A 14,459-nucleotide genomic window follows, 5' to 3' on the forward strand; every position below is an offset into this window, starting at 1 on the left:
CGGGATGGAACGATGTGCAGCGCACTTTAAAATCCGTAAAGACTAAGTGTCTTGCTGACGCCCTATGAGGGCCACATCCGTTTACATCAACGCAGGCCGCCAGAGTAGCTTCCATACGCGACAGGAGAGTGGGTTATGGACAGTATCGTGAAAGGCCGAGACGCCAGCAAAGTGTTCGCCGCGCTACGCCAGGACATCCTGACCCTTGCCTTGCCGCCAGGAACGGTTATCGAGGAAGCTAGTATTGCAGCTCAGCATTCAGTCTCGCGCACGCCAATACGCGAAGCGATTATTCAACTTATTTCAGAAGGGCTGATCATACGCGACCGGCGGGTCGCCCGGGTCGCGCCTCTTAACTTCGACGATCTGCCGAAGATCTATGATGCATTGGTAGTGGCGAGCAGGCTCGCCCAGCGGCTCGCGGCCGAGAAGCGCACCGAGGCCGATCTGGCGGAGATCGAGCAGCGGATGGGCGAGTTCGATGCTCTTTGCGAAAATGGCAATGGCGTGCAGCGTCAGGATGCCAACGTCGCGTTCCACATGAGTATAGCGCGCGCTGGGCGCAACGACTTCTTTTCCGATTTCTACGAGCGCATGTTGTTGGCCTCAAGTCGGCTGTCGCGCGCCTGTTTCTCCAGCCACGGCTGTTCGGGGGAGCTAGAGGATGGCGAGCTTATGCAGCACCTCACGGAAACGAGCCGCCAGCACCGGCTTATCTTTGAAGCAATCAGCCATCGCGATGTAGAGACTGCCGACAGATTAGCCGTCGAGCACCAGAACCTATCTTTCGCCAGGCTAAAGGTGGCTATCTTCTCGCGAGGCTCGCAGAGCTCGATCACAATGCCGCTGGACACGGCCGGTAGCAAGGCGGCCGGATAGTAATCTGACGTCAGCATTGATTGGGCGATCGCCAACAGGCTGGGCGTGCTCCACGAATTGGCACCACGCTTCAAGTGATCGTTTGGTGACGTGTCATCTCACCCAGCGCATAAGGAACAAGGTCAACGCTGTTCGCTCTCCTCAGACGCATGCTGCGGCTCGACCGACTCTGCTTACGCGACCGAACGGCGCCCGCAACGAGTTCCAAGTCGTTGGCAGCACCAGACCGTTCGCCAACTCGCCCAGCTCATCAGGTGCCCGCGCTGAAAATAGGTTTGACCCGCCGCGGCTCCGCTCGCCTGCAGTCGGAAAGCTACCGGTTACGATCACCCGATATCCGCCCAACTCCGCTGATAGCTCGACACCGTCGGCAATTCGCGTCGACGCGCCGAGTCCATGACACAGCGGAACGTAAACAAGTTCGTTCCCGATCATTCAGAAGGAGCCTTCACCTTCGGCCTCTGCCGGCAGCTTGGCAGTGATTGGTCCGGAAATCGTGAGCTTTCATTCATTCGCGGATCGGTATGGTCGGCACGTTTGCCTGATGGGAGCCGAGTGAGGCGGCAGGTTCACGCTTGGTTCTGCGAGAGGCTGGTGGTGCGCACACTGGCATACTCACCCGCTATAGGTAGATGGGGTATTCGGCTTGCGCCCCTTCTTCAACGGTGATGCAGGAAGGTGCTGCGCTTCGAGCTGATGATAAAACGTGGTCTGTCCAAACAGCCACAAGCATCAGGAAAGGAAGCGCAGCATGAAACACTTTATCGGTCTCGATGTCGCGGTGAAAGAGACCGCGGTTTGCATTGTCGATGAATCCGGCAGGATCTGGCGCGAGGTGAAGGTCGTCAGCCACTGCGACGATCTCCTCGCCGTCCTGAAGGATCCTGCCTTGAACATTGAACGGGTCGGTCTCGAGGCCGGGCCCTTGTCGCAATGGCTTTTCGAGGGGCTGGCGTGCGCCGGGTTGCCGGTCATCTGCATCGAGACGCGTCATGTGAAAGCGTTCCTGAAGGCGCAGCCGAACAAGACGGATCGCAATGACGCGCGCGGCATCGCGCAGATGATGCGGGTCAACCTGTACCGCCCGGTGCATGTGAAGACGCTCACGAGCCAGAAGCGGCGGGCACTCTTGACGGCCCGCAAGCTGCTGCAGGGAAAGGCGATCGCCATCGAGAACGACATCCGCGGTCTTCTGCGCAACTTCGGCCTCAAGGTCGGTGTTGTGGGAACGATGAAGTTCGAGGAGCGGATTTGCGAGCTCGTCGAAGGCATGCCTGATCTCGAAGAGATCATGGAGCCGCTGCTGGCCGCCCGGCGGAAGCTGCGTGCCGAACTTGCGCGCCTGCACAAAAAAGTGCTCACGATCGTCAGGAGTAATGCGACCTGCCGGCGCTTGATGACGGTTCCCGGTGTCGGCCCCGTGGTGGCGCTCGCCTATGCCGCGACAATCGACATTCTGCAGCGGTTCAGAAGCTCCAAGGCGGTGGGACCCATCCTGGGACTGACGCCGAAGCTCAACGAGTCCGGGGAAAGCAAGCGCGTTGGATGCATATCCCTGTGCGGCGACGGCATGATGCGGACGTTGCTCTATGAGGCAGCGCAAACGCTGATGACTCGCGTGACGAAATGGTCGTGGCTTAAGGCCTGGGCGATGAACGTCGCCAAGCGGCGCGGGATGCGCAAAGCAATTGTCGCGCTCGCACGTCGCCTGGCAGTCGTCATGCATCGCATGTGGCTGGACGGCACCGAGTTCCGCTGGACGAGGGAAACCATGGCGTCAGCCATCTGATCCAGAAGGCCGGGAAGGAGAGAGACAGAGTTCCGCTCGCTGGCGGACGGACGTCCTTCGCAGGACGATGGATGAGGCGAGTTCGCTGAGACACTCGTACTGATTGCAACACGCGATCAAGACGCTTGGTAGATTGTGCCGCCTCATTCTCCTGACCCCATACTGGGAGGGCGAAACGCCGATCCCGAAGAGAAGCAAGGCCCTGCGAAAGACGTCAACAGGTCGGAGACACTGAAAAGCTCGGTAGCGCTTGACCCCAACACGCCAAATAGAGAAGGTATCTTATGTCACAGACGAGCACTACCTCAACAGTTGTTGCCGGTGGCGGCGCTGTTTGCGTCGGCTGGCGGGGCCGAAACCGAAATGGGCCTGAAAGGCGCGTGAGAAATGGCTGCGGTTGGAAAATCCGGTGGCAAGCGCCACCTCAACGAGCGGGAGGTTCGATTGTTGCAGAAGCTCATCGGCCTTCTCCAACCGGATGGACCGATAGAACTGCATCACGCTCTGTCCCAGCTGTTGCTTTGCCAGCCGATCCAACTGCCGGGTCCCTATACCGCTCAGGTGGGCCAGGTCGTCCAGGTTCAGCGGGTCGGCGATGTGACTTGTCATCAGGTCGACCATGGCGACTAGCGACGGATGGTGCAGATCGTACTTGCGAGCCGGCTCCAGCTGTTGCGGAGCCTCGGCCCGCCGGATGCCGGTGTGGATAAACCAGTCGCTGACCGCACGCGCCAGTTCCACGCCATGATCCGAGGCGATCAGTGCGTGGGCCATGTCCAGGGGAGCCATGCCGCCGGCGCAGGTAAAGCGGTCGCGATCGATGACGAAGAGACGCCGTTCGATCAGCGCCTCGGGATAGATCTCGCGCATTGCGTCGATGTGTTGCCAGTGGATCGTGAACCGGCGTGACGTCATCACACCGGCGGCAGCCAATATGGCTGCTCCACCTGAGATCCCACCCAAGGCAACGCCCGACCGGGCAAGACGGCGCAGCCAGGCCAGAACCCTGTCATCACGATAAGCGAGAGGGCTGCCGCCGGCCACAACGAAGAGAATATCGAAATCGCTGATTGCTTCTGAAACAGGCACTGTCTCGAACCCGCCCGAGACGGAACTGCGCATCCAGCCGCCCTGGTCCGAGACGAAGCTTAGATCGTAAAGCTGCCGCCCGCTAAGCAGGTTGGCGGCGCGCAGTGGTTCGACCGCCGAGGCCGCAGACATCAGAGCGTAGCCTTCGATCAGCAGAAAACCGTATCGCTGTGAGCTACCATGACGATTCCCGTCAATCATCCCCTGAGAATCCTTCCGTCCAGTTCATCCTGCTCTATGTCCGAAAAGGGAACGCGGATGTCAATTTAAGAAACACCGCTTCGCTCTTGCCGTGAGATAGTCTCGACCGTCCAAGGAGGATCTCGCTATGAGGTTTTCGGGCTTCCGCGTCTTTGCTGAAGCAATCAAGGGGCATACTGGGTGGCGGCCGCTCTGGCGCAACCCTGAGCCCAAGCCCGCCTACGACTATGTCATCGTCGGCGGGGGCGGTCACGGCCTCTCGACGGCTTACTATCTGGCTAACAAATTTGGCCAGTCTCGTATCGCCGTTCTGGAGAAGGGTTGGCTCGGGTCCGGAAATGTCGGGCGAAACACGACGATCATCCGATCGAACTACCTGCTTGCCGGCAACGAGCCCTTTTACGAGTTCTCGATGAAGCTCTGGGAAGGACTGGAGCAGGAACTCAACTTCAATGCGATGGTCTCGCAGCGCGGCATCATCAACCTATTTCATACCGATGCACAGCGCGATGCCTTCCGCCGTCGCGGCAACGCCATGATGCTGGCGGGTGCGGGCGCCCGGCTCCTAGGCCGGGAGGAAATGCGCGCCATGGTTCCATTCCTGAACCACGACAATGGGCGCTTCCCGATCAAAGGCGGCCTGATGCAGCCCCGTGCGGGCACCGCGCGGCACGATGCCGTGGCCTGGGGCTATGCCCGCGGCGCCGACAACCACCGCGTGGACCTGATCCAGAATTGCGAGGTGACGGGTTTCCGGGTCGATCGGGGCAAGCTGCGCGGCGTGCAGACATCGCGCGGCTATATCGCCGCCGACAAGGTCGGCGTGGCGGTGGCGGGCTCCTCGGGCCGCGTCATGGCGATGGCCGGAATGCGGCTTCCGATCGAAAGCCATGTTTTGCAGGCCTTCGTCACGGAGGGCCTCAAGCCAACCATTCCGGGCGTCATCACCTTCGGGGCAGGCCATTTCTACATCAGTCAGTCCGACAAGGGCGGGCTTGTCTTCGGCGGCGATATCGACGGCTACAATTCCTATGCCCAACGCGGCAACCTGCCGGTGGTCGAGGACGTCGCCGAAGGCGGCATGGCGTTGATGCCCATGATCGGGCGGGCACGGCTCTTGCGCATGTGGGGCGGCGTCGTGGACATGTCGATGGACGGCTCGCCGATCATTGACCGCACGCATATTGATGGCCTCTATTTCAACGGCGGCTGGTGCTATGGCGGCTTCAAGGCGACGCCTGCCAGCGGTTACGCCTTCGCCCATCTTCTTGCCACCGGCGTACCCCACGAGACCGCGCGCGCCTACCGGTTCGACCGGTTCGCGCGGGGCTATGTGATCGACGAACGCGGTGCCGGTGCCCAGTCCAATCTCCACTAAGGCGGTCCAATGCTGATCCCCCATCCACTTCTGGGCCTGCGCGATGCTCAGGAATTCACCTATCTGGGCGACGCGCGGCTCATCGAACGTCCAGACCCATCCGCGCCCGATGCCGAGGCCGCCTTCTGCGATTACGTCTTCCTGCGCGACAACCCGGCGGGCGTGCATCGCGAGCTGTGGTTCCACGAGCAAGGTGACCGGTCCTGGCTGGTGGTGACGCGCGACACGGTTACCCATGAAGTCCTGAGTGCGGAACTGGCGCGCGGCGTCGCGCTTACGCGGAAGAGGAGTGGAATATGACGCGGCTAGCCGGAGGGCTGATCGACCGCTCGCAGAGCTTGAACTTCACCTTCGACGGCAAGCGCTACAGCGGCCATGCCGGCGACACGCTCGCCTCGGCGCTCCTGGCCAACAACGTTCGACTGGTGGGGCGCAGCTTCAAATATCACCGCCCGCGCGGGGTTCTCTCCGCCGGTTCGGAGGAACCGAATGCCTTGGTCGAGCTGCGCACCGGAGCACGGCAGGAGCCGAACACACGCGCGACAACGGTCGAACTGTTCGTCGGACTGGAGGCACGAAGCCAAAACCGCTGGCCTTCGCTCGGCTTCGACGCGTTGGCCATTAATGACCTGTTGTCGCCCTTCTTCACAGCCGGCTTCTACTACAAAACCTTTATGTGGCCGAAAGGCTTCTGGGAAAAGGTCTACGAGCCGGCGATCCGCAAGGCGGCAGGCCTCGGGCGCCTCTCGATGCAGGCCGATCCGGATAGCTATGACAAGGGATTCCTCCACTGCGATCTGCTGGTGATCGGCGGGGGGGCGGCCGGACTGGCTGCGGCGCTGACGGCGGCGCGCTCAGGTGCGCGTGTGATCCTCGCCGACGAGGATTTCCGCCTTGGTGGGCGGCTTCTGTGCGAGACCGAAACGTTGGACGGAGCGCCGGCCACCGAATGGGTGTCCGCTTTGGAACGTGAGTTCGACAGTCTGCCGAACATTCGCGTGATGCCCCGCACGACGGTGTTCGGCGTCTATGATCACGGGATCTATGGTGCGGTAGAACGGGTTTCGGATCACCTTCCGGAGCCGGGCGACCGTGTGCGCCAGACACTCTGGCGCATCACCGCCAAACGCGCCGTATTGGCTGCCGGCGCCACAGAGCGGCCGATCGCCTTTGCCGACAATGACCGTCCTGGGATCATGCTGGCCGGCGCGATGCGGGCTTACGTCAATCGCTGGGCGGCATGCCCGGCCGACGCCGTCGCCATCTTCACCAACAATGACGACGGTCATCGCACGGCGCGCGATCTCGCCGCCAAGGGGGTCCATGTCGCCGCCGTCATCGACGCGCGCCCCGAGGCGACAGCCTTGGCCGGCTACCGCGTTATCACCGGTGGCATGGTCACCGGCTCACGCGGCCGGCTTGGCCTAAAATCGATCGAGGTTCACGGAAACGGCAGGTCTGAATGGATCGATTGCGGGGCGCTGGGAGTCTCGGGCGGCTGGAACCCGAATGTGCATCTGGCGTCGCACCATCGCGGCCGGCCGATTTGGAATGATGCGGTGCAGGCGTTCCTGCCGGGAGATGATGGTCCCTCGGGATTGATTCCGGCGGGTGCGGCAGCGGGGCATTTTTCGACAGCGAAGACACTTCGCTCGGGCGCGGCGGCAGCACTGCGCGCGCTGAACGAACTCGGAATTGCGGCAGCACTGCCCAGTCTGCCGCGCTCGGAGGAGTCCCGCTACGGGGTCGCGCCCATCTTCTACGTGCCGGGCAGGAAACGCGCCTGGGTCGATTTCCAGAACGACGTGACGGTGAAGGACATCAAGCTCGCCCACGCCGAAAACATGCGGGCCGTAGAGCAATTGAAGCGCTACACAACGCTGGGCATGGCGACGGACCAGGGCAAGACTGCCACTGTGACCGGGCTTGCCGTAATGGCGGAGCTGACCGAAAGGTCCATCCCCGAAACCGGAACGACGATCTTCCGGCCGCCCTACACGCCTGTCGCGCTTTCCGTGCTGGGCGCTGGCGATATGGGGCCGCATTTCCGGCCGCGCCGCCTCACACCCACCCATCATTGGGCCGCGGCGCAAGGCGCGGTGTTCATCGAGGTCGGCCAGTGGATGCGCGCGCAATATTTCCCGCGTCCGGGCGAAACGCACTGGCGCCAGAGCGTGGACCGCGAGGCCAGGGCCGTGCGCAGCGCGGTGGGCCTGTGTGACGTGACGACGCTCGGCAAGGTCGATGTGCAGGGCGCCGACGCGGGCGAGTTTCTCAACCGGCTCTATAGCAACGTGATGGCCACGCTGAAGGTCGGCCGTGTCCGCTACGGGCTGATGCTGCGCGAAGACGGCTTTGCCTATGACGACGGCACCTGCGCCCGGCTGGCCGACGAACACTACGTGGTCACCACGACGACGGCCAATGCGGGGCTGGTCTACCGCAACATGGAGTTTGCGCGGCAATGCCTGTGGCCGGATCTCGATGTGCAGATCATCTCCACGACCGATGCCTGGGCGCAGATCGCCGTCGCCGGGGCGAAATCGCGCGCCCTGCTCGCCCGCATCGTGGACGGGTTCGACCTGTCGAACGAGGCCTTCCCCTTCATGGCCTGCGCGGAGCTCACCGTGTGCGGCGGGCTGCGCGCGCGGCTCTTCCGCATCTCGTTTTCGGGCGAACTCGCTTATGAAGTTGCGGTTCCCGCACGATACGGCCACACATTGATGGAGCGGCTGATGGAGGCGGGTGCCGGCCTTGGAGCGACGCCCTACGGCACCGAAGCACTTGGCATGCTGCGGATCGAGAAGGGGCACGCCGCCGGCCCCGAACTGAACGGACAGACGACGGCCGCCATGGTCGGACTCGGCAGTATGGTGTCGCAGAAGAAGGATTCCGTCGGCGCCGTGATGTCGCGGCGCGAGGGCCTTGCGGGCGACCGGCGACGCCTGGTTGGCCTGCGGCCCGTTGATCCGGCTGGAAAGGTGGTCAGCGGCTCGCATCTTTTTGCCGAGGACGCGCCGCAGCGCCTTGATACCGATCAGGGTTGGATCGCGTCGGCCTGCTACAGTCCGCATGTTGGCTCGATGATCGGGCTCGGTTTCCTCGAGAACGGCGATGAACGCCTGGGCGAGGTGATCGTGGCCGCGAACCCGGTCGAAGGGGAAAGTGCGCGCCTGCGCGTCGTGTCGGCACATTTTATCGATCCTGAAGGAGCACGTCTTCGTGAGTGAGCTGAGACCCATCACGGCGCTCGGTGCCGCACCGCCACGCCTTGCATCGTTCGGGGCATTGGAGATCCGCGAGAACGCCGGTCTGGCGCTTGCCTCCCTGGCGCTGCGCCGCGGAACCGTTGAGGCCACGCCCTTCGGGCTCACTCTTCCTGGACCAGGCCGCTGGGTTGCAGGGCAGGGCGTTGCCGCGCTGTGGGCCGGGCTGGATCAGTGGATGATCGAGGCGGAAGGCCGCGCCGAGGAGGATTTTGCCGCTGAGCTCAAGCAGGTCGCCCCCAGCTGCTCGGTGACCGAGCAGACCGATGGCTGGGTCGACTTTGAGATCGCTTCGTCGGCCGGTTCAAGGCCTGTCGAGGCATTGCTGTCGAAGCTTGTTAACGTCGATCTCGCTGACTTTGGGCCGGGCCGTGCGACGCGTACTGGGCTTGAGCATATGAGCTGTTTCGTCATCCGCCGCAGCGACGCTCATATTGCCGTGCTGGGCGCGCGCTCGTCCGCCGGATCGCTCTGGCACGCCTTGGAAACGGCGGCGAAGCGGCTAGAGGAAAGGTAACATGGCCGCTCAGATCATCGACGGCAAAGAGTCCGCGGCGCAGCTACGGTCGAGGCTGGCCTGGCTCAAGGAGGAGCACGGCATTACGCCGCGCCTGGCTGTGGTACTGGTATGCGACGATCCAGCGTCGGAAGTCTATCTGCGCAACAAAGGACGGCAGACTATCGAAGGTGGCATGAACGGCGGTGAGCACAAGCTCCCCACTGAAACCTCTCAAGCTGATCTGCTTGCTCTCATCGAGGAGTTGAATTCCGATCCGGACTTTCATGGTATTCTCGTCCGGCTCCCTCCACCCGAACATCTGAACGCCGATCTGGTGACTGCGATCGATCCGGCAAAAGATGTCGATGGGTTTCACATTTCGAATGTCGGGCTTCTGGGCACGGGACAAAATGCGACAGTGCCATGTACCTCATTGGGTTGCCTGATGTTAGTGCGCAGCCATCTCGGCGATTTGTCCGGGTTCGAAGCCGTCGTCGTGGGGCGGTGGAACATCGTCGGAAAACCGATGGCGCAACTCCTGCTCAATGACAGCTGCACCGTAGCCATTGCTCATTCGCGTACACGCGATCTGGCATCATTCTGCCGTCGGGGTCGACTCCTGTCGCTGCCGTCAGCCGCCCCGCGATGATCCCTGCCGACTGGGTCAAGGCAAGGCGCGACGGTAATCGATGCGGGCATCAATCGGATCGCACGAGACGGCAAGCAACACATGGTGGGCGACGTGGATTTTCGAAGCGCGGCGGAGTTAGAGCGATAACGGCAGTACCGGGAGGTGTCGGTCCCATGAGCTCGCCTGTCTTCTCGCCAACACCCTTACCGCCTGCCGCCGCGCTGATAGGCTGTCCGAGCCCAAGGGGCTCACCTTATGAGCCCGGTCCACATCTGCCATTCTGGCTAACGCGCCCGAACGGGTCTGTTCTGCACACATGCGAAAGATCAACATGGATACATACTGCCTAAGCGTCACCTGCAAGTCGAAGCGCGGAATCGTTGCCGCCATCGCGGGCTACCTAGCCGAGAACGGCTGCAACATTACTGACAGCTCGCAGTTCGATGACGCGCAGACCGACAATTTCTTCATGCGCGTGAGCTTCGTTTCCGAAGAGGGCGTGGCCCTAGACACGCTACGCAAAGGGTTTACCGACACCGCCCAGGCGTTCCCTATGGACATCGCCGTTCATGACGAGAGCCACAGGATGAAGGTCGTCATCATGGTCTCGCGCTTCGGCCATTGCCTCAATGACCTTCTGTATCGCTGGCGCATCGGAGCGCTGCCCGTCGACATCGTGGCTGTGATCTCGAACCATCTGGACTATCAGAAGCTGGTCGTGAACCACGACATCCCCTTCCACTACATCAAAGTGACGAAGGAGAACAAACGCGAGGCCGAGGCGCAGCAGATGCGGATCGTCGAGGAAACCGGAGCAGAGCTGATTGTCCTTGCCCGCTACATGCAGGTGCTATCGGATGAGATGTGCGAAAAGATGTCCGGCCGCATCATCAACATCCACCATTCTTTCCTGCCCTCCTTCAAGGGGGCGAACCCCTACAAGCAAGCCTTTGAGCGCGGCGTGAAACTTATTGGTGCGACCTCGCACTACGTCACCGGCCTTCTCGACGAGGGGCCGATTATCGAGCAAGATATCGTACGCGTCACGCACGCCCAGAGCCCGTCAGACTATGTCTCGCTTGGCCGCGACGTAGAAAGCCAAGTTCTCGCACGCGCTATCCACGCGCACATCCACCGCCGTGTTTTCCTCAACGGGAACAAGACCGTGGTCTTTCCCGCTTCGCCGGGCTCGCACGCTTCGGAACGGATGGGATGAGTGTGTACGAATGCAGCGTCACGGAGATGAGGGGCCATGTCCTTGCTCCTGATGAGCGTTCTCAGCCAGTTCTTGATCGATCTCGCGACGATCATTGCGGGCCGCCTTAGGCGGCTCCGTCAAAGTGTCTGTCGTATCGTGCTTTTCCCCCGCAGAGGCTGCATGCCGTTCGACGGCGGCCTTCATGACCCGTAGTGTGGGGCCCGATGCTGCAGGGCCGCGTGACAACTGGTCTTGTCCCCGTGCTGCTGGCGGGACCTGGCTCATAAGGAAAAGGCGCCGCCGCCGACTGGCCGGACTACGGGATAAGAAACCGTGCGGCTACACCGCTCATCTGACGCGCCGAGGCTGGGCTTGGGAGTTCTTGCGGCGCAATCCGGCTTTCCGGCATGATTTGGCTAATGCACTGGAGGGGGGCTGCAGGGCAGAAACATCGGACATCGCTCGACATCATTGCCTCGCGCGTCGACGTGACTCCCATTGGGGCGTTCTGTTTCGAGGACTCTATCCGGCGTGATGCGGCCGTCCTTATTCTGGTCCACGCCTGCGGCTCTGTTTTGCCATTTCTTGAATGTTTGCGGATCGCTTCAGTCAAAGCTTCCGGTGTTGAGGCAATGTGCGCCCTTCGGCGACCGCTCTGTGAGCCGGGAGCAAGGTGGCGGCGGTGGCACGCTTCGAGGTGGGGAGGCGGAGGCTCACATTGTTCGTCTGATCTTTGCATGGGTCGGCCTGGATAGATGAGCCTGCGAAAAGTGTGCCGGCAACTCGAGCAGATCGGCTGCCAGACGCGGACAGGAGCCACGCATTGGCACGCCTTCACGATTCGCGGCATGCTCGCCAATGCGGCCTATGTCGGTTGCGCCGCTTTCAGGTGCCTCCGCTACTTGCTGTCACAACCGCGGCTGCGGCCGATCCGCGGAATCCGCAGCCCTCGGCGCGGGCCACTTGCCGCGTTTTCGTTCCTTCTGAAGAGTGGATCGAGATCCCATTGCGCCACTTGTGATCGCACCGTGTTCGAGGCGGCCCGTGCACAGCTTGAGGAGAACCGGAAGCGCAAGCGCCAACGCGCGCCCAGCGCGGACTGGCTGCTGCAGGGCCTCACGGTCTGCCGGCGTGGTGGCTACGCCTATTATGGCAAGCGCGCCCCTCGTTCCCGCAAGTACGACCCGGCGAACACGCTGCGCTATTATCGCCGCATCGGTGCGGATGGCTACCGCTTCAGCGACCACGCTGTGTACGACAACCCGCCGGTGCGCGGCGATCACTTAGACTAGTTTCCGTCATAAACAGCAAGCGATTGATCTATTGAGTGAATCGTAGCTTTGCGCAAGGCCCTGCGCGGCAGTGATCGCGCCATGCCATGCTGGTGCCGCCAATCAAGACAGCTCGCTTCAGAAGGCGCACCATGATCCGCACGGCATCCCAAAGCAGTCTGCTGTCACTCGGCATGAGTGCCGGGTCACGTGCTGTCCAGCCGCACCACCGCGCCGTCTTCGAGCTTCGCCTGTCGAGCGCTCGACAGCAGTACCCGATTGATCTCTTCCCAGGTCTCGGGCCGGATCGCGCTGATCGGCTTTTGCAGGCGCCGACTTCTGGGGGCTCCATGACAATGGTAGGCGGGCAAAGGCGCGAACGAGGCAGAGTCCTCAAGATGGAACGCCAGCTCCTGGTAGCTCAGCTGCCGGTATTGCTTGATAAGCGCGCAACGCAGCACCGCTTCAGCAGGCAGGCCTTGCCGTCAGGGAGCCTTGACGGCCGGAGCCGACAATGCGCCAAGAACGCACCGTCCAAGCGAATATATTCGATGTTTTCGCCACCACGAGATCGGACGCGAACTGGAGGCAATGTCGCGCTGGCTGGACGAGCATCGCGATCTGCTCGGCTTGGTGGCGCGCGATTTGGTGCGGGTTGGCGGCCAGAAGCGGGCTCGCAAAATCCAGTTCACGCGCGGTCGACCCAACCGGGTCCAACTCTACCGCGAGCTGATCGCAATCACCCGCGCGACCTTGGCCTATCTGGAGCAGGCGAGCGAGCGTTTGGCCGTGGCGAGCACTCCGCTCATCGCACTGTGGCACATCCAGGTTCGTCACTATCGGCCGCTGGTCGAACGCATCATCAGACAGAGCGAGCGGCGGGTGTTGGCCGGCGAGAGCCGGTCCCGGCCAGCGAGAACTGGTCAGCCTGTTCGAACCGCATGCCGACATCATCGTCAGAGGCAGCCGCGACACCGAATACGGCCCAAGCTCAACCTCACCACCGGCAGGAGCGGCATGATCCTCGATCTTGTGATCGAAGCAGGCAACCCGGCTGACAGTGACCGCTTGCTGTCGATGCTGGAGCGCCACATCGACCTCTATGGTCAAGCGCCGCGGCAAGCGGCGGCCGATGGCGGCTTCGCCACTCGCGCCAACCTGGCCACGGCGAAAGCATCGGGCGTTTCCGACATGGCCTTCCACAAGAAAGCTGGCTGAGGATCGAGGACATGGTCAGAAGCAAGTGGGTCTATCGCAAGCTGCGCAACATGGCGCGCGACGCACCGAAGCCTATGTCACCTCGCGCAACGAGCGAAAGAAGCCCAGCGCGCTTCACGTCAGAATCTTACTGGCGCTTACGAAAAGTGTGAATAATGGTTAAAAAATATTCACAAATCTCTTCTTTCGAAACGCTCTACTCTGTGCAAAAGTTGATCCCAACGCACAGGGAAATCAGCGAAATGAAGATGGGTATGCACAATGAACTACGAAATGAGTAATCCCCTTTCCGAGATCGAAACACACTTTAACGAAGATTACCTGCATTTTAGCGATGTGGTTCATCCGCCGGAAGGAAATGACCGGGCAGTAGGAGCGATTTGGGAGCTTCTTTCACTTGAACAAGGCAGCTCAGTTCTTGAACTCGGATGTGGATATGGCCGGATTACCAACCGATTGGCGGAAAAAGGAGCGCGTGTAACCGGACTGGATATCTCGCCGATCTTGCTAAAAAAAGCCGAAGCGGATGCGGCTGAACGCCGGGTAGATGTTGAGTATGTTCTTGGTGATATGCGCTCACTTCCTTGGCGAGATCGGTTTGATGCGGCATTTCTATGGTTCACGACGTTTGGCTATTTCGATGAAGCGGATAATGAGAGAGTTCTTCATGAAGCCGCTTCTTCACTTCGGAAGGGCGGGCGTCTCCTAATCGATCAGGACAATCGCTTCGCATTGTTGCGCGACAAGTCGCCTACCTGCCGCATTGTGCAGCGCGACGATGATCTCAGAATCCATCTAATAAGTTACGATGCGCTAGCCGATCGTGAGAACATCGAGAGGATCGTCGTCCGCGATGGATGCGTTAGACGAACACGTCTTTCTATCAGATACTACGGGTTTACTGAATATTTTCGCATGTTGCGAAGCGCGGGGTTTCAGACTGTTGAAGCCTATGGACGGGAAGGCGGAGAGTTCACGACCTATAGCCCGCGCCTCGTGGTTGTCGCGTACAAATAAGCGGGAGTTTAGAGTCCCCAATA

12 protein-coding genes and 3 pseudogenes are annotated in these 14,459 nt (G+C 61.3%); 12 read left to right on the top strand and 3 right to left on the bottom strand.

Annotated features, from left to right (window positions below; translation table 11 throughout):
* Positions 1-135 precede the first annotated feature (135 nt).
* Entirely contained in the window at positions 136-879 is a 744-nt protein-coding gene (locus tag RFN28_RS16770; RefSeq protein WP_320288406.1) for a GntR family transcriptional regulator, read from the top strand.
* Between the two features lie 622 nt (positions 880-1,501).
* Here the strand turns inward: RFN28_RS16770 and RFN28_RS16775 are convergent.
* A complete protein-coding gene (locus RFN28_RS16775) occupies positions 1,502-1,732 on the bottom strand; it encodes a hypothetical protein (RefSeq protein ID WP_320288431.1) in 231 nt (76 codons plus the stop codon).
* Between RFN28_RS16775 and RFN28_RS16780 the strand changes: the two genes are divergently transcribed.
* Entirely contained in the window at positions 1,631-2,668 is a 1,038-nt protein-coding gene (locus RFN28_RS16780; RefSeq protein WP_320288407.1) for an IS110 family RNA-guided transposase, read from the top strand. The genes RFN28_RS16775 and RFN28_RS16780 overlap by 102 nt on opposite strands.
* Before the next feature lie 300 nt (positions 2,669-2,968).
* Here RFN28_RS16780 and RFN28_RS16785 read toward each other — a convergent pair whose 3' ends face one another.
* Positions 2,969-3,958: a GlxA family transcriptional regulator gene (locus RFN28_RS16785; RefSeq protein WP_320288409.1), complete on the bottom strand. Its 990-nt coding sequence runs from the start codon at positions 3,956-3,958 to the stop codon at positions 2,969-2,971.
* Positions 3,959-4,085: 127 nt separating this feature from the next.
* On the opposite strand from RFN28_RS16785, the gene RFN28_RS16790 reads away from it, so the two are divergent.
* The 8 genes and pseudogenes from RFN28_RS16790 to RFN28_RS16820 all read left to right on the top strand — a co-directional run bounded on the left by RFN28_RS16790 (position 4,086) and on the right by RFN28_RS16820 (position 12,222).
* Positions 4,086-5,336, top strand: a complete 1,251-nt coding sequence (locus RFN28_RS16790) for a sarcosine oxidase subunit beta family protein (RefSeq protein WP_320288410.1) — start codon at positions 4,086-4,088, stop codon at positions 5,334-5,336.
* A 9-nt stretch (positions 5,337-5,345) separates the two neighbouring features.
* Entirely contained in the window at positions 5,346-5,636 is a 291-nt protein-coding gene (locus tag RFN28_RS16795) for a sarcosine oxidase subunit delta (protein ID WP_320288411.1), read from the top strand.
* Positions 5,633-8,566, top strand: coding sequence for a sarcosine oxidase subunit alpha family protein (locus tag RFN28_RS16800; protein ID WP_320288412.1), 2,934 nt, complete (start codon positions 5,633-5,635; stop codon positions 8,564-8,566). The genes RFN28_RS16795 and RFN28_RS16800 overlap by 4 nt, the downstream gene beginning before the upstream one ends.
* Positions 8,559-9,119, top strand: coding sequence for a sarcosine oxidase subunit gamma (locus RFN28_RS16805; protein ID WP_320288413.1), 561 nt, complete (start codon positions 8,559-8,561; stop codon positions 9,117-9,119). Before RFN28_RS16800 ends, RFN28_RS16805 begins: the two co-directional genes overlap by 8 nt.
* A 1-nt stretch (position 9,120) precedes the next feature.
* Positions 9,121-9,879 (top strand): annotated as a pseudogene (locus tag RFN28_RS16810) (tetrahydrofolate dehydrogenase/cyclohydrolase catalytic domain-containing protein).
* Between the two features lie 184 nt (positions 9,880-10,063).
* Entirely contained in the window at positions 10,064-10,948 is an 885-nt protein-coding gene (purU, locus tag RFN28_RS16815; protein WP_320288414.1) for a formyltetrahydrofolate deformylase, read from the top strand.
* A 184-nt stretch (positions 10,949-11,132) separates the two neighbouring features.
* Complete coding sequence (locus RFN28_RS34880) at positions 11,133-11,465, top strand: transcriptional regulator domain-containing protein (protein ID WP_430678199.1); 333 nt, start codon at positions 11,133-11,135, stop codon at positions 11,463-11,465.
* 220 nt (positions 11,466-11,685) lie between these two features.
* On the top strand, positions 11,686-12,222 hold the full coding sequence (locus tag RFN28_RS16820; protein WP_320288416.1) for a recombinase family protein: 537 nt from the start codon (positions 11,686-11,688) through the stop codon (positions 12,220-12,222).
* A 31-nt stretch (positions 12,223-12,253) separates the two neighbouring features.
* On the opposite strand, the pseudogene RFN28_RS16825 reads toward RFN28_RS16820, so the two are convergent.
* A pseudogene (locus tag RFN28_RS16825) lies at positions 12,254-12,794 on the bottom strand (ISNCY family transposase); the annotation flags it as partial.
* Between the two features lie 67 nt (positions 12,795-12,861).
* Here RFN28_RS16825 and RFN28_RS16830 point away from each other — a divergent pair.
* Together RFN28_RS16830 and RFN28_RS16835 are read left to right on the top strand one after the other, a co-directional pair.
* A pseudogene (locus RFN28_RS16830) lies at positions 12,862-13,469 on the top strand (ISNCY family transposase); the annotation flags it as partial.
* Positions 13,470-13,680: 211 nt separating this feature from the next.
* On the top strand, positions 13,681-14,436 hold the full coding sequence (locus RFN28_RS16835) for a class I SAM-dependent methyltransferase (RefSeq protein WP_320288418.1): 756 nt from the start codon (positions 13,681-13,683) through the stop codon (positions 14,434-14,436).
* Positions 14,437-14,459: the final 23 nt, after the last annotated feature.

Origin of the sequence: Mesorhizobium album (assembly GCF_033977205.1) — a bacterium.
Taxonomy (GTDB): domain Bacteria; phylum Pseudomonadota; class Alphaproteobacteria; order Rhizobiales; family Rhizobiaceae; genus Mesorhizobium; species Mesorhizobium album.

Bases quoted from the DNA above. Each gene is read 5' to 3' on its own strand.
- RFN28_RS16770 (WP_320288406.1), top strand. From the start codon at position 136: ATGGACAGTATCGTGAAAGGCCGAGACGCCAGCAAAGTGTTCGCCGCG.
- RFN28_RS16780 (WP_320288407.1), top strand. From the start codon at position 1,631: ATGAAACACTTTATCGGTCTCGATGTCGCGGTGAAAGAGACCGCGGTT.
- RFN28_RS16785 (WP_320288409.1), bottom strand. From the start codon at position 3,958: ATGATTGACGGGAATCGTCATGGTAGCTCACAGCGATACGGTTTTCTG.
- RFN28_RS16790 (WP_320288410.1), top strand. From the start codon at position 4,086: ATGAGGTTTTCGGGCTTCCGCGTCTTTGCTGAAGCAATCAAGGGGCAT.
- RFN28_RS16795 (WP_320288411.1), top strand. From the start codon at position 5,346: ATGCTGATCCCCCATCCACTTCTGGGCCTGCGCGATGCTCAGGAATTC.
- RFN28_RS16800 (WP_320288412.1), top strand. From the start codon at position 5,633: ATGACGCGGCTAGCCGGAGGGCTGATCGACCGCTCGCAGAGCTTGAAC.
- purU (WP_320288414.1), top strand. From the start codon at position 10,064: ATGGATACATACTGCCTAAGCGTCACCTGCAAGTCGAAGCGCGGAATC.
- RFN28_RS34880 (WP_430678199.1), top strand. From the start codon at position 11,133: ATGACCCGTAGTGTGGGGCCCGATGCTGCAGGGCCGCGTGACAACTGG.
- RFN28_RS16820 (WP_320288416.1), top strand. From the start codon at position 11,686: ATGAGCCTGCGAAAAGTGTGCCGGCAACTCGAGCAGATCGGCTGCCAG.
- RFN28_RS16835 (WP_320288418.1), top strand. From the start codon at position 13,681: ATGAACTACGAAATGAGTAATCCCCTTTCCGAGATCGAAACACACTTT.